Source organism: Streptomyces sp. NTD107 (assembly GCF_059510435.1).
Genome location: NZ_JCAJZV010000013.1, coordinates 84292 through 106618, shown reverse-complemented (window position 1 = coordinate 106618; position 22327 = coordinate 84292). Strand labels below are relative to the sequence as shown.

19 protein-coding genes are annotated in these 22327 nt (G+C 70.4%); 10 read left to right on the top strand and 9 right to left on the bottom strand.

The features are described from left to right. Positions 1–50: 50 nt before the first annotated feature. Both AC5WRL_RS22950 and AC5WRL_RS22945 read left to right on the top strand, forming a co-directional pair. A complete protein-coding gene (locus AC5WRL_RS22950; protein WP_496090529.1) occupies positions 51–1493 on the top strand; it encodes a glycosyltransferase family 87 protein in 1443 nt (480 codons plus the stop codon). A 12-nt stretch (positions 1494–1505) separates the two neighbouring features. Continuing rightward, entirely contained in the window at positions 1506–2834 is a 1329-nt protein-coding gene (locus tag AC5WRL_RS22945; protein WP_496090528.1) for an MFS transporter, read from the top strand. Here the strand turns inward: AC5WRL_RS22945 and AC5WRL_RS22940 are convergent. Beyond that, positions 2806–4305, bottom strand: coding sequence for a CCA tRNA nucleotidyltransferase (locus AC5WRL_RS22940; protein ID WP_496090527.1), 1500 nt, complete (start codon positions 4303–4305; stop codon positions 2806–2808). The genes AC5WRL_RS22945 and AC5WRL_RS22940 overlap by 29 nt on opposite strands. Positions 4306–4458: 153 nt before the next feature. On the opposite strand from AC5WRL_RS22940, the gene AC5WRL_RS22935 reads away from it, so the two are divergent. The 7 genes from AC5WRL_RS22935 to trxA all read left to right on the top strand — a co-directional run bounded on the left by AC5WRL_RS22935 (position 4459) and on the right by trxA (position 13829). Beyond that, positions 4459–6816: a DUF6049 family protein gene (locus AC5WRL_RS22935; protein WP_496090526.1), complete on the top strand. Its 2358-nt coding sequence runs from the start codon at positions 4459–4461 to the stop codon at positions 6814–6816. Between the two features lie 36 nt (positions 6817–6852). Further along, positions 6853–8904, top strand: coding sequence for a murein biosynthesis integral membrane protein MurJ (gene murJ, locus AC5WRL_RS22930; protein ID WP_496090525.1), 2052 nt, complete (start codon positions 6853–6855; stop codon positions 8902–8904). Between the two features lie 93 nt (positions 8905–8997). Then, on the top strand, positions 8998–10734 hold the full coding sequence (locus AC5WRL_RS22925) for a protein kinase family protein (protein WP_496090524.1): 1737 nt from the start codon (positions 8998–9000) through the stop codon (positions 10732–10734). A gap of 67 nt (positions 10735–10801) precedes the next feature. Beyond that, a complete protein-coding gene (gene sigM / locus AC5WRL_RS22920; RefSeq protein WP_496090523.1) occupies positions 10802–11524 on the top strand; it encodes an RNA polymerase sigma factor SigM in 723 nt (240 codons plus the stop codon). Further along, on the top strand, positions 11521–12342 hold the full coding sequence (locus tag AC5WRL_RS22915; RefSeq protein ID WP_496090522.1) for an anti-sigma factor family protein: 822 nt from the start codon (positions 11521–11523) through the stop codon (positions 12340–12342). Before sigM ends, AC5WRL_RS22915 begins: the two co-directional genes overlap by 4 nt. Positions 12343–12468: 126 nt before the next feature. Further along, the gene (gene trxB, locus AC5WRL_RS22910) at positions 12469–13431 is read left to right on the top strand and encodes a thioredoxin-disulfide reductase (RefSeq protein WP_496090521.1); all 963 of its coding nucleotides are present in this window, start codon (positions 12469–12471) and stop codon (positions 13429–13431) included. A gap of 50 nt (positions 13432–13481) precedes the next feature. Next, positions 13482–13829 (top strand): thioredoxin, encoded by a 348-nt coding sequence (trxA, locus tag AC5WRL_RS22905; protein ID WP_496090520.1) that lies wholly within the window; start codon positions 13482–13484, stop codon positions 13827–13829. Between the two features lie 69 nt (positions 13830–13898). Here trxA and AC5WRL_RS22900 read toward each other — a convergent pair whose 3' ends face one another. The 8 genes from AC5WRL_RS22900 to rpmH all read right to left on the bottom strand — a co-directional run bounded on the left by AC5WRL_RS22900 (position 13899) and on the right by rpmH (position 19564). Continuing rightward, on the bottom strand, positions 13899–15014 hold the full coding sequence (locus tag AC5WRL_RS22900) for a ParB/RepB/Spo0J family partition protein (RefSeq protein WP_496090519.1): 1116 nt from the start codon (positions 15012–15014) through the stop codon (positions 13899–13901). After that, positions 15011–16057 (bottom strand): ParA family protein, encoded by a 1047-nt coding sequence (locus tag AC5WRL_RS22895; RefSeq protein WP_496090518.1) that lies wholly within the window; start codon positions 16055–16057, stop codon positions 15011–15013. Before AC5WRL_RS22895 ends, AC5WRL_RS22900 begins: the two co-directional genes overlap by 4 nt. A gap of 278 nt (positions 16058–16335) precedes the next feature. Then, the gene (gene rsmG, locus AC5WRL_RS22890; protein WP_200368640.1) at positions 16336–17073 is read right to left on the bottom strand and encodes a 16S rRNA (guanine(527)-N(7))-methyltransferase RsmG; all 738 of its coding nucleotides are present in this window, start codon (positions 17071–17073) and stop codon (positions 16336–16338) included. A 38-nt stretch (positions 17074–17111) separates the two neighbouring features. Then, positions 17112–17633 (bottom strand): Jag family protein, encoded by a 522-nt coding sequence (locus AC5WRL_RS22885; protein WP_375879571.1) that lies wholly within the window; start codon positions 17631–17633, stop codon positions 17112–17114. Further along, positions 17633–18706 carry a membrane protein insertase YidC gene (gene yidC / locus AC5WRL_RS22880; protein WP_496090578.1) on the bottom strand — a complete coding sequence of 358 codons (1074 nt, stop codon included), beginning with the start codon at positions 18704–18706 and terminating at the stop codon, positions 17633–17635. Before yidC ends, AC5WRL_RS22885 begins: the two co-directional genes overlap by 1 nt. Before the next feature lie 12 nt (positions 18707–18718). After that, the gene (yidD, locus tag AC5WRL_RS22875; protein WP_496090517.1) at positions 18719–19033 is read right to left on the bottom strand and encodes a membrane protein insertion efficiency factor YidD; all 315 of its coding nucleotides are present in this window, start codon (positions 19031–19033) and stop codon (positions 18719–18721) included. Continuing rightward, positions 19030–19398 (bottom strand): ribonuclease P protein component, encoded by a 369-nt coding sequence (gene rnpA / locus AC5WRL_RS22870; protein ID WP_496090516.1) that lies wholly within the window; start codon positions 19396–19398, stop codon positions 19030–19032. Before rnpA ends, yidD begins: the two co-directional genes overlap by 4 nt. Positions 19399–19426: 28 nt before the next feature. Then, positions 19427–19564 carry a 50S ribosomal protein L34 gene (gene rpmH / locus AC5WRL_RS22865; RefSeq protein ID WP_078635495.1) on the bottom strand — a complete coding sequence of 46 codons (138 nt, stop codon included), beginning with the start codon at positions 19562–19564 and terminating at the stop codon, positions 19427–19429. A gap of 369 nt (positions 19565–19933) precedes the next feature. Here rpmH and dnaA point away from each other — a divergent pair, with 369 nt between their 5' ends. After that, positions 19934–21805, top strand: a complete 1872-nt coding sequence (dnaA, locus tag AC5WRL_RS22860) for a chromosomal replication initiator protein DnaA (protein ID WP_496090515.1) — start codon at positions 19934–19936, stop codon at positions 21803–21805. The last annotated feature ends 522 nt before the right edge of the window (positions 21806–22327 follow it).

Below are 22327 nucleotides of genomic sequence, written 5' to 3'. Positions count from 1 at the left end.
TGGCCGAGTCATCGGCTGACCCTGGTGGGTCGTACGGCAGGATTGTGGGCATGGCACCGACCAACCCACCCGTGCCCGTACGGCCCACCACGCATGATGAGGTGGCCGCCGCCGGCAGTGAACTGCTCGGCGGGCCGGCCGGGAAGCGGGCGGCCCGGGGGCGGGGGTGGTGGAACCCGGCCCGGGTCATCGTGCTCGTGATGATCGGGATGTTCGCCCTCGGCATGGCGCAGAAGCTGCCCTGCTACACGGACAGCTGGGTCGGCGGTCCCACCGCCCAGTACACCCGGGCCTGCTACTCCGACATCCCCCACCTCTACTACGGCCGGGGCTTCGCGGACGGGCTCATCCCCTACTTCGACCGCATCCCCGACACCCTCTCCCCCGACAAGGACTTCCTCGAATACCCGGTGCTCACCGGGCTGTTCATGGAGGTGGCCGCCTGGTTCACGCCCGGGGCGAGTGTCGATCCGGGGCCCGCGCAGCTGTACTGGCTGGTCAACGCCGGGATGCTGCTGATCTGCGCGGTGATCATCGCGGCCTGTGTCAGCCGCGTCCACCGCGACCGGCCCTGGGACGGGCTGCTGGTGGCCCTCGCGCCCGCGCTGGCGCTGACCGCCACCATCAACTGGGATCTGCTGGCAGGCGCGCTCACCTGCGGGGCGCTGCTGATGTGGTCGCGGAGCCGGCCGCTGGCCACCGGGGTGCTGCTGGGTCTGGCCACCGCCGCCAAGCTCTATCCACTGCTGCTGCTCGGCCCGCTGTTTCTGCTGTGCTGGCGGGCGGCCCGGCTGCGGGAGTTCGCCGCCACGCTGCTGGGCACGGCCGGCGCCTGGCTGGTGGTGAATGTGCCGGTGATGCTGCTCGCTTGGGAGGGCTGGGCCACCTTCTACACCTTCAGCGAGGAACGGCCCGTCGACTTCGGTTCCTTCTGGCTGATCATCGCGCAGCGCACCTACTTCCCGCTGGACTCGGTCAACACCTACGCCACCACGCTGACCCTGCTGGCCTGTGCCGCCATCGGGCTGCTCGCCCTGCGGGCGCCGCGCCGGCCCCGGCTGGCCCAGCTGGCCTTTCTCGTGGTGGCGGCCTTCATCCTCACCAACAAGGTCTATTCACCGCAGTACGTGCTCTGGCTGATCCCGCTCGCCGCCCTGGCCCGGCCCCACTGGCGGGACTTCCTGATCTGGCAGGGCTGCGAGGTGCTCTACTTCTTCGGCATCTGGATGTATCTCGCCCACATCACCGGAGACGGCCATGACGGGTTGCCGGTCGGTGGCTATCAGCTGGCCATTACCGCGCATCTCTTGGGCACGCTCTATCTCTGTGTGATGATCGTTCGCGATGTGCTGCGCCCCGATCATGATGTGATCCGCCGCACCGGATCCGACGACCCGGGAGGAGGTGTCCTGGACGGTGCCCCCGACGCCTTCACCCTGCGCCGCCGGACGCCGGCCGCTGCCATCGACCGGGGCGTTTCACGTGAAACATGAAGGGCGGACCGCGTGACTGTCGTCACCGATCTCCGGACGCTGTTGCGCTTCCCCAACTTCCGGCGGCTGCTGACCGTCCGGCTGCTCTCCCAGTTCTCCGACGGCGCCTTCCAGGTCGGCCTGGCCACCTATGTGGTGTTCTCCCCGGAGCAGCAGACCACCCCCGGCGACATCGCCGGCGCCATGGCGGTGCTGCTGCTCCCGTACTCGCTCCTGGGCCCGTTCGCCGGGGTGCTGCTGGACCGCTGGCGCCGCCGCCAGGTGCTGCTCTACGGGAATCTGCTGCGGGCCCTGATGGCCGCGGTCACCTGTGCGCTGGTGATCCATGGGGTCCCCACCTGGCTGTTCTATCTCTCCGCGCTCTCGGTGACCGGGGTCAACCGTTTCATCCTGGCCGGGCTGTCCGCCTCGCTGCCCCGGGTCGTGGATCCGGACCGCCTCGTGGTCGCCAACGCGCTGTCCCCCACGGCCGGCACCATCGCGGCCACCGTGGGCGGCGGGGTGACCCTGGTGACCCAGGTCCTCACCCACACCGCCGTCAGTGAGGACGCGCTGGCGCTGACCGTCGCGGCGTTGATCTATCTGGCCGCCGGACTAGCCGCCGTGCGCATCCAGCGCGATCTGCTCGGCCCCGACCCGGCCGCGGTGCAGCCGCATGTCCTCGCGGCGCTCGCCTCCACCGCACGCGGGCTGGCCGCCGGGCTGCGGCATCTCACCCGGCGCCGGCTGGCCTCCTGGACGCTGGCCGGGGTGGTGCTGATGCGCTTCGGCTACGGCGCGCTGCTGGTGATGCTGCTGATGCTGGCCCGCAACTCCTGGGGCAATGACGGCAATGGCGGCGGCATGACCCTGCTCGGGCTCGCGGTGGGCAGCACCGGCGCCGGCTTCTTCGCCGCCGCCGTGCTCACCCCCTCGGCGGTACGGCGCTGGGGACGGCTGGGCTGGTTCGCCCTCTGCGCGGCCACCGCCGCGGTGCTGCTGCCTCCGCTGGGGCTGCCCTTCCATCCGGCGCCCATGCTGGTCGCCGCCTTTGTGCTCGGGCTGACCTCACAGGGCGCCAAGATCGTCACCGACACCGTGGTGCAGTCCTCCGTCGACGACGCCTACCGGGGCCGGATCTTCGCCCTGTACGACATGCTGTTCAACATCGCCTTCGTCGCCTCGGCCGGGCTGGCCGCGCTGATGCTTCCCACCGATGGCCGCTCCGCAGCACTGCTGCTGATCGTGGCCCTCCTCTTCGGCAGCACCGCGGCCCTGATCTACCGGCTGCAACGCGGCACTGTTTCACGTGAAACACCGCCCCGGCCACCCGTCACTCCCGCGCGGCCCACCATTCCTTGAGCGCGGCGACGGCCGCCTCATGCTCCATCGGGCCGTGCTCCAGCCGTAGCTCCAGCAGATGGCGGTACGCCTCGCCGATCTCGGGTCCCGGGCCGATGTCCAGGATCTTCATGATCTCGTTGCCGTTCAGGTCCGGACGGATCGAGTCCAGCTCCTCCTGCTCCTGGAGCTGGGCGATCCGGAGCTCAAGCCCGTCATAGGACTGGGAGAGCGCCTGCGCCTTCCGCTTGTTCCGGGTGGTGCAGTCCGAGCGGGTCAGCTTGTGCAGCCGGTCCAGCAGCGGCCCGGCGTCCCGTACATAGCGGCGCACCGCCGAGTCGGTCCACTCGCCCGTGCCATAGCCGTGGAAGCGCAGATGCAGCTCCACCAGCCGGGAGACTTCCTTCACCAGCTCATTGGGGTACTTGAGCTTGGTCATCCGGGCCTTGGTCAGCTTGGCACCGACGATCTCGTGGTGGTGGAAGGAGACCCGGCCGTCGTTCTCGAAGCGCCGGGTCTTCGGCTTGCCGATGTCATGCAGCAGCGCCGCCAGCCGCAGCGTCAGATCGGGGCCGTCGGTCTCCAGCGCGATGGCCTGCTCCAGCACGGTCAGGCTGTGCTCGTAGACATCCTTGTGCCGGTGGTGCTCATCGCGCTCCAGCCGCAGCGCCGGCAGCTCCGGCAGCACATGGGAGGCCAGCCCGGTCTCCACCAGCAGGGTCAGCCCCCGGCGCGGCCGGTCCGCCAGCAGCAGCTTGTTCAGCTCGTCCCGGATCCGCTCGGCGGAGACGATGGAGATCCGATCCGCCATCGCCGTCATGGCCGCCCGCACCTCGTCGGCCACCTGGAAGTCCAGCTGGGCGGCGAACCGGGCGGCCCGCAGCATCCGCAGCGGATCGTCGGAGAACGACTCCTGCGGGGTCCCGGGCGTCCGCAGCACCTTGCGCGCCAGGTCCTCAAGACCGTGGTGCGGATCGATGAACTCCTTGCGCGGCAGCGCCACCGCCATCGCGTTGACGGTGAAGTCGCGGCGCCGCAGATCCTCCTCCAGGGAGTCGCCGTACGCGACCTCCGGCTTACGGGAGTCCCGGTCGTACGCCTCGGACCGATAGGTGGTGATCTCCAGCTGATAGTCGCGATGACCATCCCCCGCGCCGGTTTGCCCCTCTTCCGGCGCCCGCTTGCGGCAGCCCACCGTGCCGAAGGCGATGCCCACCTCCCACACCGCGTCCGCCCACGGCCGTACGATCCGCAGCACATCCTGCGGCCTGGCATCCGTGGTGAAGTCGAGATCATTGCCCAGCCGCCCCAGCAGCGCGTCGCGCACCGAGCCGCCCACCAGGGCCAGCGAGAAGCCCACCGCCGCGAACCGGACGGCAAGATCATCGGCGATGGGGGAGACCCGCAACAGCTCACTCACGGCCTGCTGCTGCACCTGGCTCAGCACGGGGAGGGACTGCGGGGCGTGGGTGTCTTTCCTGTCGTTCGGCACAACAGAAGAGGGTACGTGGCCCGCCCCCACCGGCCCGCCCGTTCCCCCGCCCTCCAGCGGGCTCCCCGGCACGGAGCCGTGTCAGGCATCGTTACCATGAGTGCGGGTTCTGGGACGAGGGAACGGGGCAATCGCGTGACAGAGGTGCCGGCGATGATCTCCCGTGCCCACCCGGACCGGCGCCCGGGCCCCGCCCGACGCCGCGCCCAGCTGATCATCGCCTCATTGCTGAGCCTGCTGGTGGCCCTGCCACTGCTCACCGCCATGAGCCGGGCGCCGCAGGCCGCGCCCGCCCAGGACGTCGGCACCGGACAGCGCACCGCCACCATCTCCCTCACCGAGATCACCCCGGACGTTCCGAGCCGGGACGACACCCTCACCCTGCGCGGCACCGTCACCAACGAGGGCCCCTCCGCCATCACCGGCAGCCGGCTGGCTCCCCGTACCGGCACCCTCCTCGACTCCCGGGACGGCCTGTCCGAGGCACTGTCCCGTACCGGGTTCGCCGCCGAGCTGGATGGCCGGCTCATCAACGAGCACGGCCAGGACATCGGCACCATCGCCCCCGGCATGTCCGCCACCTTCGACCTCCGGGTCCCGGTCGCCGCCCTCGACCTGGGCGAGGACGGCGTCTACCAGCTGGCGGTCACCCTCACCGGCCAGACCGAGGCCGAGGGATGGGACCAGATCCTGGGCGTGGGCCGCAGTCTGCTGCCCTGGCAGACCACCTCCGGCGGCGCGAACTCCGGAACGCAGCTCACCGTGCTGTGGCCGCTGATCTCCACCACCCACCTCACCGCCGAGACCGACGCCGACGAGGAACAGACCCCCGCCTTCCGGGACAACTCCCTGCTCACCGAGATCTCCCCCGGCGGCCGGCTCTACCAGCTGGTCACCCTCGGCGCCGGCCTTCCCGTCACCTGGGTCATCGACGCCGACCTGCTCGCCTCGGTGGACGCCATGACCGAGGACTACCGCATCCACACCCCGGACGGCCTCCAGCCGGGCGGTGGGCAGGAGGCCGCCCGCGCCTGGCTCGGCGCTCTCCAGGACGCCGTCCAGGACCGGGACGTGATCGCCCTGCCCTTCGGCGACCCCGATCTCGCCTCGCTCGCCCACCACGGCAAGAACGTCCCCGGCGCCCTGAGCCAGTTGCGCACCGCCACCGAGGTCTCCGCCCTCACCGTGGAGACCGTCCTGGGTGTGCAGCCCAGCACCGACTTCGCCTGGCCCATCGAGGGCGCCATCGACCCCGACATCGTCTCGGTGGCCACCTCGGCCGGCGCACACCACATCATCAGCCGCAGCGACAGCCTGCGCCCCGGTGACTCCCTCGACTACACCGAGACCGCCGCCCGCCCGATCGGCGGCGGCACCACCGCCCTGGTCGCCGACGCCACCCTCTCCAGGCTCTTCGAGGCCGACATGAGCCTGCCTGCCAACGCCACCGCCGCCCGCCGGCAACTGCTCGCCCAGAGCCTGGCCATCGCCCAGCAGAACCCGGGCCGGGACCGCAGCATCCTGCTCGCCCCCCAGCGCACCCCCACCGCCGACCAGGCCCAGGCCATGGCCGACGCGATCACCGCCCTGGCCGCCCACCCGGAGTGGATCACCTTCACCGGCCTCACCGAGGCGGCCGAAGCCCAGCCGGACCCCGCCGCCAACCGCCAGGTCCCCGGCACCGGCGCCTACCCGGACCGGCTGCGCGAGCAGGAGCTGTCCACCAGCGCCTTCCAGGAGATGCGCGAGACCCAGCGCACCCTGGACGACTTCCAGGTCATCCTCACCCGCCCCGACCGGGTCACCACCCCCTTCGGCAACGCCATCCGCCGCGAGATGTCCACCTCCTGGCGCGGCCGGGCCACCGAGGCCGCCCAGTACCGCGCCACCGTGCAGAGCGATCTGGCGGGCCTCACCGAGCGCGTGCATCTGATCCAGAAAACCAAGATCACCCTGTCCGGGCGCAGCGCCACCATCCCCATCTCGGTGCAGAACAACCTGGTCCAGGGCGTACAGAACCTGGAGCTGCGGCTGACCTCCAGCCGCAAGATCGGCCTGGACGTCGGCGACGCCCAGCTGGTGACCGTCAACGGCGGCCACAGCACCTCGGTGAAGTTCTCCACCACCGCCCGTGCCAACGGCCTCACCTATCTGGAAGCCCAGCTGTACACGGCGGACGGCAAGCCGTACGGCAAGCCGATGCGCTTCCAGGCGCAGGTCACCTCCATCACCTCCGCCGTGCTGATGGTGATCGCCGGCGGGCTGCTCCTGGTGGTTCTGGCCGGGGTCCGCATGTACAGCAAGCGCAAGCGCGCCGCCCGGCCCGGGGACGCCTCGACCGAGCCCGAGCCGGGAACCGGTACCGACTCCGGTACCGACTCCGGTACCGACTCCGGTACCGACTCCGGCGCCGCGGCCGATGCCGCGCCCGCGGGTGAGAGCGGCGCCGACACCGGCGACGACGGCACCAGCACCCCTCCCGATGGTGAGAGGGTGGATCGAAGCGAGTGAGCCGGACTCCGGCCGGGAACCAGAGGTGGGGTAGCGATGCAAGCGCCGTACGACCGTGAAGACGGCCAGGCTCCGGGGGACGGCGACCCGCAACCCGGCCCGTACCCCGCGGGCCCCTACCCCCACCAGCAGCCCCAGCACCAGCCGCCCTATCCGTACCAGCAGCAGCCACAGCAGCCCTACGCCCCCCGCGACCCCCAGGGCTGGTCCGGCGCGCCCCAGCAGCCCCAGCCACCGCAGCAGCCCCAGCAGGACGCCTTCGCGCACCTCTTCCGCGACCAGCAGAGCCCGGCCGGTCCCGGCACCACCCAGAGCCGGACCCAGAGCCCCGGCGGCGGCTACCCCGCCCCGCCCGCCCCCGCGCAGGGCACCATGACACCCCCACCCGCCGCCCAGCAGCCCGCACCGCCGGCCCCCGCACCCGCACCCGCCCCGGCACCCAAGCGCGGCGGCAAGGCAGCCGGAATACTGCGCTCCAGCGCCATCATGGCCGCCGGCACCCTGGTCTCCCGGCTCACCGGCTTCGTACGCCAGCTGGTCCTGGTCGCCGCCCTCGGCGCCGCCGTGCTCGGTGACACCTACACCGTCGCCTGGGCCCTGCCCTCGATGATCTACATCCTCACCATCGGCGGCGGCCTCAACTCCGTCTTCGTCCCCCAGCTGGTGAGGGCGATGAAGAACGACGAGGACGGCGGCGACGCCTACGCCAACCGGCTGCTCACCCTCGTCATGGTGGTGCTCGGCGGCCTGGTCATCGCCGCCGTGCTGGCCGCTCCGCTGCTGGTGCGGATGATGTCCGCGAAGATCGCGGACGACCCGGCCGCCAACGAGGTGGCCATCACCTTCGCCCGCTACTTCCTGCCCACGATCTTCTTCATGGGCGTCCATGTGGTCATGGGCCAGATCCTCAACGCCCGCGACTCGTTCGGCCCGATGATGTGGACCCCGGTCCTCAACAACATCGTGGTCATCTTCACCTTCGGCATGTTCCTGTGGGTCTACGGCACCCAGCGCAGCTCCGAACTCGGCGTCACCACCATCACCCCCGAAGGCGTCCGGCTGCTCGGCGTCGGCACCCTGCTGGGCCTCGTCGTCCAGGCGCTGGCGATGATCCCCTATCTGCGCGCCGCCGGGTTCCGCATGCGGCTGCGCTTCGACTGGCGCGGCCACGGTCTGGGCAAGGCCGCCAAACTCGCCAAGTGGACCGTGCTGTTCGTCTTCGCCAACCAGGCCGGCCTGGTGGTCATCACCCAGTTCGCCACCTGGGCCGGCGACAACGCGGAGCGCGCCGGATACCCCGGCACCGGATTCATCGCCTACAACAGCGCCCTGCTGATCTGGCAGATGCCCCAGGCCATCATCACCGTCTCCGTGATGGCCGCCCTGCTGCCCCGCATCTCGCGCTCCGCCGCGGACGGCGACACCGCCGCCGTGCGGGATGACCTCTCGCACGGGCTGCGCACCTCGGCGGTGGCCATCGTGCCGATCGGATTCGCCTTCGTCGCCCTCGGCGTCCCCATGTGCACCCTGCTGTTCGGCTCCGCCGGTGACGAAGGAGCCCGCTCCTTCGGGTACATCCTGATGGCCTTCGGCCTCGGCCTGATCCCGTTCTCCGCCCAGTACGTGGTGCTGCGCGCCTTTTACGCCTACGAGGACACCCGCACCCCCTTCTACAACACGGTGATCGTCTCGGCCGCCTGGATCGTGCTGTCCGCCGTGTCCTTCGTCACTCTTCCCGACCGCTGGGTCGTGGCCGGTATCGCGTTCAGTTACGGGATCGCCTACACCCTGGGCGTCTCGATCGCCTGGCGCCGGCTGCGCGCCCGGATGGGCACCGATCTGGACGGCGCCCGCGTGGTGCGCACCTATATCCGGCTCGCCGGTGCCAGCATCCCCGCCGCGCTGCTCGGCGGCGCCGCCGGATACGGCATCACCAGCGCACTCGGCGAGGGCACCCTCGGCTCACTGGCCGCCCTGGCCGGCGGCGGAGCGGTGCTGCTGGTGGTCTTCTACCTCACCGCCCGCCGGATGCGGGTCGAGGAACTCACCGCCCTGGTGGGCATGGTCCGCTCCCGGCTCGGCCGCTGATCACCGGTCCTCCCCGCCGCCCCGGGCCGGCGGGGAGGACCCCTCGCACATCAGTCGACGGCCACCCCCTGTACAACCTCTGGCCCACTTCACATGTCGTGCAGGGCGACGGAGTACCGGCACAATGAATCTGGCAGTGTCACCAGCGGCAGCCAACACGGGGAGGCGGATTCAACGGTGGCGGAACGGAGCACGGCGACCAGCCCTCCGCAGCGCTCGGCACAGGACGCGGAGACGGCGGCAAACGCCGACACAGCGACGCCCAGCACGCCTACGGCGCCCTCCCGCGCCACCGAGCCGCACAGCGGCCACAGACTCGCCAAGCGGTACCGGCTGGAAGAGTGCATCACCCGGCTGGACGGCTTCAGCAGCTGGCGTGCCGTCGACGAGAAGCTGCGCCGGGCGGTGGGCGTGCATGTGCTGCCCGCCGACCACGACCGCGCCGCCTCGGTGATCTCCGCGGCCCGCTCCTCCGCCCTGCTGGGCGACCCCCGCTTCGTCCAGGTCCTGGACGCGGTCGAGGAGAGCGACGTCGTCCATGTCATCCACGAGTGGCTCCCCGACGCCACCCCGCTCAGCGCCGTTCTGCACAGCGGCCCGCTGGCAGCCCACGAGGCGTACGCCCTGGTCAGCCAGGTCTCCCAGGCCATGGCCGCCGCCCACCGCGAAGGACTGGCCCATCTGCGGCTCACCCCGGGCACCGTGCTGCGCACCGGCCCCGGTCAGTTCCGGATCCGTGGCCTGGCCGTGGACGCCGCCCTGCGCGGCATCACCTCCGAGCACCCCCAGCGCACCGACACCGAGGCGATCGGGGCCCTGCTGTACGCCGCGCTGACCCAGCGCTGGCCCTACGGCGAGGGCGGCTATGGCCTCAATGGAGTAGCGGGTCTGAGCAAAAGCTCCCGGGAGTCGCTGGCCACCCCCGAGCAGGTACGCGCCGGGGTGCACCGCGGACTGTCCGAGCTGGCCATGCGCGCCATGGTCAACAACGGCGCCACCGCCACCAGCCAGCAGCCGCCCTGCACCACCCCGGAGGAGCTGTCCCGGGCGATCGCCGCACTGCCCCGGATCCCCGTTCCCGAGCCCTCCCCGGTCGATCTCGCCGGCTACCAGCGCACCACCTATCAGCGGGGCTCGCTGTCCGGCGGGGGCCACGGCGCCCCACCGGCACACCACGCCCCGCTGCCGCCCGTACCGCCCACGCTGCCCGGCCGCACCGGGGCCGCCCTCAAGTGGGGGGTCACCGCACTGCTGATCGCCGCGCTGGCGCTGGGCAGCTGGCAGCTCGCCGATGTGCTGCTCAAGGGCGACACCCCGGCCGACCCGCCCGCCAAGAGCGCCCCGCCGGTGCCGGATCAACAGGAAGAAGTCGCCGAACCACAGCTGTATCCGATCCAGGACGCCGTCGAGTTCGACCCGGCGAGGCCCGGCGGATCGCAGAACCCCGACGCGGTGCCCAACGCCTTCGACGGCGATCCCGAGACCTTCTGGCACACCAGCAACTATCGCGGGTACTCCAAGTTCGGAAATCTCAAGGAGGGCCTCGGCCTCATCCTCGATCTGGGCGAACCGAAGCGCGTGCAGACGCTCACGGTGGACACCATCGGCGACACCCCGCTGGAGTTCCGGGTGGCGGGGCCCGATGTGACCACCCGGCCCACCCAGCTGGACGACTTCCGGCTGATCGCCGAGGGGGGCGGCGAGTCCCACATCCTCACCGCGGAAGAGCCCGTCACAACACGGTTTGTTCTCGTCTGGCTGACGGACCTGCCGCAGGGGAGCGACGGCAACTACCGTGGGCGCATTAGCGAGATCACGGTCTCCGGCTGACCAGCCGGTTCAATCTCGCCCAAGCCGGACCAGCACGACCAGCACCAACAGAAGGGGAGGATCCGCCGTGGGCCGACGCACGCGACGCGAACCCTCCATCGCCACCGCCGTGGAAGGCCCCACGGACAAGGAACTGCTGGCCCAGCACGTGGCCGGCGATCCGGACGCCTTCAGCGAGCTGGTTCGCCGGCACCGCGACCGGCTGTGGGCCGTCGCCCTGCGCACCCTCGGCGACCGCGAGGAGGCGGCCGACGCCGTCCAGGACGCCCTGGTCTCCGCCTACCGCGCCGCCCACACCTTCCGGGGCCAGTCCGCCGTCACCACCTGGCTGCACCGGATCACCGTCAACGCCTGCCTGGACCGGCTCCGTAAGGCCAAGAGCCGCCGGGCCACCCCGGTGCCTGAGCCACAGCGGCTGGAGTCCCTGCTGGAGCCCCATGAGTCCGCGGCTGCCCCCGCCGAACGCCAGGACCTGCGCCGTCAGCTGCGCGACGCCTTGGACGTCCTGCCCCCGGAGCAGCGCGCCGCCCTGGTGCTGGTCGATATGCAGGGCTATCCGGTCGCCGAAGCGGCACAGATCCTCAAGACCCCGGTGGGCACCATCAAAAGCCGCTGTGCCCGGGCCCGCGCCCGGCTGCTGCCCCTCGTCAGTCATCTTCATCCCCGGAGCTCCCCGGAGGACTCTCCACCGGACTCCGCGGGCAGGAACCGGACACCAGGTACATCCGTCCCACCTCCGAGAGATACCGGAGAGAACGGGGCCGTGCGGGATGGAGGCGGACGCACATGACCGATATGCATCCCGAGCCCGCTGAGATCGCGGCTCTTGACGAAGATCTGCACCCGGCCGCCGAGGCCCGCCGGCTGCGAGCACATCTGGCCGACTGCCCGGAGTGCCAACAGGTCCACCAGGAACTCCAGCTGCTCCGCCAGGAGCTGGCGCAGCTGCCGGCTCCGGAGATGCCGCCCGACGTCGCGGCCCGGCTCGACGCCGCCCTGGCCGCGGAGCGCGCGGCCACACCGATCGGCGGCCGGCGCTTCCGCGCCCTGGTTTCACGTGAAACAGTGCGCTGGCCCCGGCTGGCCCTCGCCGCCGTGGGCACCGTCGTGGCCCTGAGCCTGGGCACGCTGGTCCTCCAGAACCTCCACCTCGACGGCTCCGGCAGCACCGCCGACCTGGCCGTCGACGAGGCCGGCGATCCACTGGAGAGCCAGGTACGGGAGCTGCTGGCCGAGGCGGACGTACCGCAGTACGGCGGCATCCTTGAGTCCGATGACTCCGGCGCCCTCGCGGAGGACGCGCCGGAGAGCGCCGACCGGCCGGTGCCCGAGTCCACCGAAGCGGCCGAACCGAACGGCAACGACGGCTTTGGATCGGTCTCGGCCGTCATCCCGTCCTGTGTGGAGTCGGCGATCGGCCGCAGCGAGGATCCGCTGGCGGCAGAGGAGGAGCGCTACCAGGGCACCGACGCCTATCTGGTGGTGCTGCCGCACTCCGCCGACCCCCAGCGGGTGGACGCCTATGTGGTGGACGCCGACTGCGTCAGCGCCTCCCCACCGGTGGAGGGCGAGGTCCTGGCCAAGGAGAGCTATCCGCTCGACGAATGACCGCACGCCCTGGCGGGGCCGGGGGGCACCGGCCCGCCAGGAATGTCTGGGACCCTAGGATCTGTTACTGGACTGTGGACCCCATCCGGGGCCCTGGGTGAGTGCCCCGAGACAAGGAAGAATTCCGTGAGCGACGTCCGAAACGTGATCATCATCGGCTCCGGACCCGCGGGCTACACCGCCGCGCTCTATACCGCCCGTGCCTCCCTCAAGCCGCTGGTCTTCGAGGGGTCGGTGACGGCGGGTGGCGCCCTGATGAACACCACCGAGGTGGAGAACTTCCCCGGCTTCAAGGACGGGATCATGGGCCCGGACCTGATGGACGGCATGCGGGGCCAGGCCGAGCGATTCGGCGCGGAGCTGATCCCGGACGACATCGTCGCCGTGGACCTCAGCGGCGAGATCAAGACGGTCACCGACACCGCCGGCACCGTCCACCGGGCCAAGGCGATCATCGTGGCCACCGGCTCCCAGCACCGCAAGCTCGGCCTCCCCAATGAGGACGCGCTCTCCGGCCGCGGGGTCTCCTACTGCGCCACCTGTGACGGCTTCTTCTTCCGCGAGCAGCACATCGCCGTCATCGGCGGCGGGGACACCGCCCTGGAGGAGGCCACCTTCCTCTCCCGCTTCGCGAGCAAGGTCACCGTCGTCCACCGCCGGGACACCCTGCGGGCCTCCAAGGCCATGCAGGAGCGCGCCTTCGCCGACCCGAAGATCGAGTTCCTGTGGAACAGCGAGGTCGCCGAGATCCAGGGTGACGGCAAGCTCTCCGGGCTCAAGATCCGCTCCACCACCACGGACGCGTACTCCGATCTGCCGGCCACCGGCCTCTTCGTGGCCATCGGCCACGACCCCCGGGTGGAACTGTTCAAGGGCGTCCTCGACCTGGACGAGCAGGGCTACCTCAAGGTCGCGGCCCCCTCCACCCGGACCAACATCCCCGGCGTGTTCGCCGCCGGTGACGTGGTCGACCACACCTACCGCCAGGCCATCACCGCCGCCGGTACCGGCTGCTCCGCCGCACTGGACGCCGAACGCTACCTGGCGGCCCTCAGCCACGCGGAAGCCGCCGAAGCCGTTCAGGCCTGAGCCGTCGGCTCCGAGCACACCACCCTCGCCCCACCCAAAGGAGAAACACCATGGCGGACGCCAAGTCCTCCGAGAAGGCCACCATCACCGTCACCGACGCGGACTTCGACGAGAAGGTCCTCCAGAGCGACAAGCCGGTCCTCGTCGACTTCTGGGCCGAGTGGTGCGGCCCGTGCCGCCAGATCGCCCCCGCGCTGGAGGCCATCGCCGCCGAGCACGCGGACAAGATCACCATCGCCAAGCTCAACACCGACCAGAACCCTGACACCACCGCGAAGTACGGCGTGCTGTCGATCCCGCTGCTGAACGTCTACCAGAACGGCGAGATCGTGAAGTCGATCGTCGGCGCCAAGCCCAAGGCCGCCCTGGAGCGCGACCTCGCCGACTTCCTTCAGTAAGCACCGCATGCGGAAGGCCCCCTGTTTCACGTGAAACAGGGGGCCTTCCGCATGCCGGGAACTACCGGGTCACTCCTCCTCGGAGTCGTCCCCGTCCTCCCGCAACTGCTGCTCCAGCACCCGGCCCTCGCCCGGTGCCAGCTGACCGAGGATGCGCTCCAGATCCTCCATCGAGGCGAACTCCACCACGATCTTGCCCTTCTTCTGACCCAGGTCCACCTTCACCCGGGTCTCGAAGCGATCCGAGAGCCGCCCCGCCAACCCGTCCAGCGCCGGCGAGATCAGCTTGCCGGCCCGGGGCTTGCGGTGCCGACCACCGCTCTTGGCCGCCGCCGCCTGCACGCTGACGATCTCCTCGACCGCCCGCACCGAAAGACCCTCGGCCACGATCCGCCGCGCCAGCTTGTCCTGCTCCTCGGAGTCATCCACCGACAGCAGCGCCCGGGCATGCCCCGCGGAGAGCACCCCGGCCGCCACCCGCCGCTGCACCCGAGGTGAAAGCCGCAGCAGCCGGAGCGTGTTGGAGACCTGCGGACGCGAACGCCCGATCCGGTCGGCCAGCTCGTCATGGGTGCACTTGAAGTCCCGCAGCAGCTGGTCGTACGCCGCCGCCTCCTCCAGCGGATTCAGCTGCGCCCGGTGCAGGTTCTCCAGCAGAGCGTCCAGCAGCAGCTTGTCGTCGTCGGTCGCCCGGACGATCGCGGGGATCGCCTCCAGACCGGCGTCCCGACAGGCGCGCCACCGGCGCTCGCCCATGATCAGCTCGTAGCGCTCCGCGCCCAGCTGCCGGACCACCACCGGCTGGAGCAGGCCCACCTCCTTGATGGAGGTGACCAGCTCCGCGAGCGCGTCCTCGTCGAAGACCTCACGCGGCTGCCGCGGGTTCGGAGTGATGGAGTCCAGCGGCAGCTCCGCGAAGTGCGCACCCGCCACCGTCCCGGCTTCCTGGACGGGCACCACGACCGGCTCCGAGGCGGGCGGCGGCACCTCGCCGAACACCTCGGCCTCGAACGGGGCGGTCATCTGGGCCGCCGCGAGACCCCGCTCGGGGGTGAGCACCGGCACCGCGCTGGGCGAGGTGGTGCCACCCTGCTCCACCGTCGGCGTGGCGGTCTCCACACTGCTGGGCGCGGCCGGAATCAGCGCACCCAGCCCGCGCCCCAGACCCCTGCGTCGTTCACTCACTGATGAATCCCCTCATGCTGCCGTGGAATGGGTCCCCGCAGGGCAATCTCCCGGGCCGCCTCCAGATAGGACAGCGAGCCACTGGAACCCGGGTCGTACGTCAGGACCGTCTGTCCATAGCTGGGTGCCTCCGAGATACGCACCGAGCGCGGGATGTTGGTCCGCAGCACCTCCTTGCCGAAGTGCCCGCGCACCTCCTCCGCCACCTGCGAGGCCAGCCGGGTCCGGCCGTCGTACATCGTCAGCAGGATGGTCGAGACATGCAGCTCGGGGTTGAGATGCCCGCGCACCAGCTCCACATTGCGCAGCAACTGGCCCAGGCCCTCCAGCGCGTAGTACTCGCACTGGATCGGGATGACCACCTCGGCGCCGGCCACCATCGCGTTGACCGTCAGCAGCCCCAGCGAGGGCGGGCAGTCCACAAAGATGTAGTCCAGCGGCTGCTCATAGGCGCTGATCGCCCGCTGGAGCCGGCTCTCGCGCGCCACCACGGACACCAGCTCGATCTCGGCGCCGGCCAGGTCGATGGTGGCCGGGGCACAGAACAGCCCCTCGATGTCCCGGACGGGCTGCACCACTTCCGACAGCGGGCGGCTGTCGATCAGCACGTCATAGATGGAGGGGACCTCGGCGTGGTGATCGATGCCCAGCGCCGTACTGGCGTTGCCCTGCGGGTCGAGGTCGATGACCAGCACCCGGGCCCCGTGCAGCGCCAGCGAGGCCGCCAGATTCACCGTGGTGGTGGTCTTGCCGACGCCACCCTTCTGATTGGCGACGATCATGATGCGGGTACGGTCCGGGCGGGGCAGCCCGCCACCGGCCCGGTACATGGCCGCGACCGTCTGCTGTGCCGCCCGGCCCACCGGGGCATCGGCCGCCGCGGGCGCGCTGTGGGCGATGTCAACGGCGCCGCCCGGCGCGTCCACCGGTTCGGACCGGGGGCCGGGGACGGGATCGGCCGTCGGCCCAGCGATATTGGCGTCGGACCGCAATGGTTCACTCTCCTCGACATGCGCAGGCTCCGTGGAGTCAAAGCCTGCCATGTCCCGGGGGTCATGAACCAGCGAGGCCGGGTTACTTGTGGACAACTCGGGGGGTGTGGATACGTCGGTCACCCTTTTGGAGGCTCTCGACGACTTACGGTCGCGCGGCCCGCCGGCCGCGCGACCACGGCTGATGATTCCGTGCAGCAGTGAGCGGCGTTTCACGTGAAACACGATGCCCACGCCGCGATCCGCACGGCCCGGCGACACTCCGCACCCGGGATATCTTCAGCTCTTTTACCCGGATCGGCCGTATCACGGCAGCCACCCGATCAAGCTCAGCGCGCCCGGCGACCGCTCCGATTACCCCGGCTCGGCCAGCCGTCCCGGCTCCCGCGCTGCGAGCGCGATGCCTTGGCCCGCTTCGCCGCGAACCGCACCCCGCCCGGGCTCTCCCCGACCTCGACCCGCACCACCGTGGACAGCGGATCCACCAGACCCTCGCCCACCTGAAGCACCGAGGTCTCCACCACCCCCAGCTTCCCGAGCGCCGCCCGGGCCGCCTTCAGCTCCTGCTCCGCCGTATCGCCCTTGATGGCCAGCATCTCGCCGTACGGCCGCAGCAGCGGCACCCCCCAGCCGGCCAGCCGGTCCAGCGGGGCCACCGCCCGCGCCGTGACCACATGCACCGGGGTGAAGCTGCCCAGCACCTCCTCCGCCCGGCCCCGGACCACCGTCACATGGTCAAGACCCAGCAGCTCCACGACCTCCTGGAGGAAGTTGGTGCGCCGCAGCAGCGGCTCCAGCAGCGTGATCTCCAGATCCGGCCGCACCAGCGCCAGCGGAATACCGGGCAGCCCGGCACCCGAACCGACATCGCAGACCGTCACACCCTCCGGAACCACCTCGGAGAGCACCGCACAGTTCAGCAGATGCCGCTCCCACAGCCTGGGCACCTCACGGGGGCCGATCAGCCCCCGCCGTACGCCCGTGTCGGCCAGCAGTTCCGCATAACGCACCGCGTCCGGCAGCCGGTCCCCGAAGACCTCCGCCGCCACCGCGGGCGGCGGCGACAGCTGCGCACCCGGCTCCTGCCCGGGCGAAGGATCCCCGCTCACGGCAGAACGACCACGCGGCGCTGCGGCTCCTCGCCCTCCGACTCACTGCTCAGGCCGGCCGCCGCCACCGCGTCGTGCACCACCTTGCGCTCGAACGGCGTCATCGGGCTCAGCTTCACCGACTCGCCGGACTCCTTCACCTGCTCCACGGCCTCCTGGGCCAGCGCGGTCAGCTTCTCCCGCTTCTGCGCCCGGAACCCGGCGATGTCCAGCATCAGCCGGCTGCGCTCACCGGTCTCCCGCAGCACCGCCAGCCGGGTCAGCTCCTGGAGCGCCTCCAGGACCTCACCGTCCCGGCCGACCAGCTTCTGGAGATCACGCGAGGTGCCCTCGGAGATCACCGACACCGCGGCACGGTCCGCCTCGACATCCATGTCGATGTCACCGTCGAGGTCCGCGATGTCCAGCAGCCCCTCAAGATAGTCGGCCGCGATCTCGCCCTCCTGCTCCAGGCGAGTCAGGGCGTCGGTGCCCTCAGCGGCGGTCGAGGTGGTGTCCGTCACGGGGGACTCCTTCATCACTTCTTGCTGTTGGGGGACTTGGGCTTACCGGGCTGCGACTTCTTCGGCCGCTGCTTGCCCTGCTGCTGCTTGGGCTGAGCCTGCTTCGGCTCCTCGGCGGACGGCTGACCGCTCTCCGGCTTGCCCTGCGGGTGGGTGCCACCGGTCTGCCGCTGCGACTTGGACTGCCGCTTGGGCTGGGTACGGGTGGACCGCGCCGCCTCGGCGGCCTTCTTCGCCTCGGCCTCGGCCGGGTCCTCCTTCAGCTTGCCCTTCTTCTTCAGCCGCTCCTGACGCTGCTGGAAGGCCAGGCTGCCCGGAGTGGGATTACGCGTAATGACGTACATCTGCTGGCCGAGCGTCCACACGTTGGTGGTCAGCCAGTAGATCAGCACACCCACCGGGAAGTTGATGCCGAAGACGGCGAACATGATCGGGAAGATGTACATCAGCATCTTCTGCTGATTCATGAACGGCGTCTTGACCGTCAGGTCCACGTTCTTCGTCATCAGCTGGCGCTGGGTGAAGAACTGCGAGGCCGACATCAGCACGATCATGATGATCGTGACCACCCGCACATCCGTCAGGCTCGCGCCGAGCTGGGCCAGCTTCTCGGTGCTGTCCAGGAAGCGGGCCGCGATCGGAGCGCCGAAGATGGTGGCCTCACGCGCGCTGGTGACCTGGTCCTGGGTGAGCACCCCGACCTTGTCGTTGTTCGCGATGTGGTTGAGGACCTGGAAGAGTGCGATGAAGAACGGCGACTGCGCCAGGATCGGCAGACAGCTGGAGAGCGGATTCGTACCGGTCTCCCGGTACAGCTTCATCATCTCCTCGGACTGCCGCTGCTTGTCGTTCTTGTAGCGCTCCTGGATCTTCTTCATCTTCGGCTGGAGCGCCTGCATGTTCCGCGTGGACTTGATCTGCTTGAAGAACAGCGGGATCAGGGCGATCCGGATCACGACCACCAGGGACACGATCGACAGGCCCCAGGCCCAACCGCTGTCCTCGTTGAAGACCAGGCTGTACAGATCGTGGAACCGGATGATGATCCACGACACTGCGTAATAGAGGGGACTGAGGATCGAGTTGATCGTGTCCACGAGTCAGACTCCTTGGGCATTGTGAGAGGCGCCCCCGGATGGGATCTGGGGGAGAGTCCGGTGCAGCCAGCGATCACGCAGACGCCGATGCCAGACAGGACGCTTGCGCGGCGGGACATGATCCACACCGCCGGGAGACCAGGGGTTGCAGCGCAGGATGCGCCACGCGGTCAACGCGGAACCCTTGATCGCGCCGTGCCGGCCGACCGCCGTGTAGCCGTAATGGGAGCACGACGGGTAGTAACGACAGACCGGCCCGAGCAGCGGGGAGATCGTCCACTGATACAGCTTGATCAGCAGCAACAGCGGGTACTTCACTGACGTACCCCTCCCAGCAGCCGCTCCAGCGCGGCATCGAGATCCCGGGCCAGCCGATCATTGTCAGCCGTGCCCGCGCCGGGCAGAGCCCGGACAACCACCAGGCTACCGGGGGGCACCCGGAACAGCCGGGCCCGTATGAGATGCCGCAGCCGCCGCTGCACGCGATTGCGCACCACGGCATTCCCCACGGCCTTGCTCACGACGAAACCCGCACGCGCCGGAAGAGGACTCTCCCGGCCCGCGTGCGGGTCCGTACCACTGCTCAGATGGACGACGAGACGCCGGCTCCCGGCCCTGCGACCACGGCGTACCGCGAGCGCGAAATCCTCGCGCCGCCGCAGCCGGTTCTCGGGGGGCAGCACCGCATGGACCCGTCGATCCGGCGGCGGCTCAGGCCGACAGCCGGGCGCGGCCCTTGGTACGGCGGGCGGTGATGATCGCGCGACCGGCGCGGGTCCGCATGCGCAGCCGGAAGCCGTGGGTCTTGGCCCGACGACGGTTGTTCGGCTGGAAAGTGCGCTTGCTCACTCGGGGGCTCCAGAAGTTTTCGGTGTACCGGCACAGGCTGCCGAGACAGGATGCGGCGGGCCGACTGGCTGCCACCGTGCGCCCACGAGGGACTCGCAACGGAACCATTCCCGCGCGAAGCGGAAGGGCGGACCATCGGAGGCAGGCGGCAGCAGCCGTCGACAATGAGACCTGGCAACGGTACGCGCGAGGTGGCCGCACGGTCAAACCGGGCCACGGCCTGTTGTACACACCCTGTGGACAATGACTTGATGTCCCCGCACCACGCTGACTAACGTGGCTCAACTCGACATCTATGTCCCGGTCGCCTCCGCGTCACACCTCATGACCACAGCCGGCGCCACCCCAGCGAGTGAGAGAGCGTGCCCCGTGGCTGACCTACCTGCAGATCTTGCCGCGGTGTGGCCCCGGGTGCTCAGCGCCATCCTGGCCGACGGCCAGGGCGTCGAGTCCAAGGACCACCGCTGGCTCCAGGACTGCCGCCCGCTGGCCCTGGTCTCCGGCACCGCACTGCTGGGCGTCTCCAACGAGTACGCCAAGAGCGTGCTGGAGGGCCGGCTGGCCCCGCTGATCGGCCAGGCCCTCAGCCGCGAGTGCGGCCGGCCCGTCGGACTGGCCATCACCGTCACCGCCGCCGTACCCGAGCCCCAGGGCGCCCCCGCTCCGCAGCCGCCGGCGCCGCGCCGCCCGGAGGAGCCCGCCCTGGGCTCCCCGGGCCGCCACGAGCACCCCGCGGACCGGACCCACGACGGCTACGAGCGCGGATACGAGGGCTACGACAGCTACGAGGCCCCCGGCCGCTACGACGGCGCGGGCAGCAGCGGGGGCGGCGCCGGGGGCTACGACGGCTACCCCCAGGAGCTGCCAGCCGCCCGGCCCGCCTACCCGGACCACCCGCAGGCGCCGCGCCCGGCGAGCGAGCCCCGCGCCCCCGGCAGCTGGCCGGCACCGGACGGCTATCCGCAGATCCCCGCCCAGCCGGCCCACTACAACCGGCACGAGCCGCCGTCCTACGACTCCGGCTACCGCACCTACGACCACGCCGCCCCCCAGCAGTTGCGCCCCGACGCGCTGCCCGGCCAGAACACCGGCCCGGGCCCCGGGCCCGGCGCGGGGCGCGGCGCCGAGCACCGTACGGGCCAGGGCGGGTCCGCCCTCCCCGAGCCGGCCGGCGGCAGCGGGGGTGGCGGGGTGGGCCCCGCCGAACCGACCGCGCGGCTGAACCCCAAGTACCTCTTCGACACCTTCGTCATCGGCGCCTCCAACCGCTTCGCGCACGCCGCGGCCGTCGCCGTCGCCGAGTCCCCCGCCAAGGCGTACAACCCGCTGTTCATCTACGGCGAGTCGGGGCTGGGCAAGACGCATCTGCTGCACGCCATCGGGCACTACGCGCGCAGCCTCTACCCGGGCACCCGGGTGCGCTACGTCAGCTCCGAGGAATTCACCAACGAGTTCATCAACTCCATCCGCGACGGCAAGGCGGACGCGTTCCGCAAGCGCTACCGCGACATGGACATCCTGCTGGTCGACGACATCCAGTTCCTGGCCTCCAAGGAGTCCACGCAGGAGGAGTTCTTCCACACCTTCAACACCCTGCACAACGCCAACAAGCAGATCGTGCTCTCCTCCGACCGGCCGCCCAAGCAGCTGATCACCCTGGAGGACCGGCTGCGCAACCGCTTCGAGTGGGGTCTGATCACCGATGTCCAGCCGCCCGAGCTGGAGACCCGGATCGCCATCCTGCGCAAGAAGGCCGTCCAGGAGCAGCTGAACGCCCCGCCGGCCGTGCTGGAGTTCATCGCCTCCCGGATCTCCCGCAACATCCGGGAGCTGGAGGGCGCGCTGATCCGGGTCACCGCCTTCGCCAGCCTCAACCGGCAGCCGGTGGACCTCGGGCTCACCGAGATCGTGCTGAAGGACCTGATCCCCGGCGGCGAGGAGTCCACCCCGGAGATCACGGCGGACGCCATCACCTCCGCCGTCGCCGAGTACTTCGGCCTGGGGGTGGAGGACCTGGCGGGCTCCTCGCGCAGCCGCACACTGGTCACCGCCCGGCAGATCGCCATGTATCTGTGCCGGGAACTCACCGATCTGTCGCTGCCCAAGATCGGCCAGCACTTCGGCGGCCGGGACCACACCACCGTCATGCACGCCGACCGCAAGATCCGGGTGCTGATGGCCGAGCGGAGGCCGATCTACAACCAGGTCACCGAGCTCACCAACCGCATCAAGAACGGCTGAGCGGCCCGCTGATCGCCCGCGCAGACCCTCGCAGCAACCCACAGCGCCCCCGGGAGACCCCGGGGGCGCTGTTCGATTACGGGGTGCGGCGGCCCGGTTATCCACAGAAAAGGGCCCGACCAGCCGTCCACACCCTGTGGGCACGGCGCGTCGCCCACATCTGCGTCCACAGGGGGCCGGGCGTTCGGGACTCTTCGCAGGTCACATGGCTGGGGAAATGTGGATCAGTCTTCTCCACAGCCTGTGGACAACGGTACGGGGCCGGGCGGGCCGCTCCTGGGTTTCCCCAGGGAAACCCCCTTGATCCACAGGAGAGGTCAGGTTACCCACAGGTGATCCACAACGCTGTCCACTGTTCGGCAACACAACGCGCGGGATCACCGTTGCGGGTGAATCAGGTCACAGCAGACGCCCGCGCGCCCTGTTGATAAGGGGGCCGGATTCTGTGGACGTGGCTGTGGGTAACTCAGGGTCTTCTGTGGATGCCTGTGGATGACCGGTGCTCCGTCCACAGGGACCCCC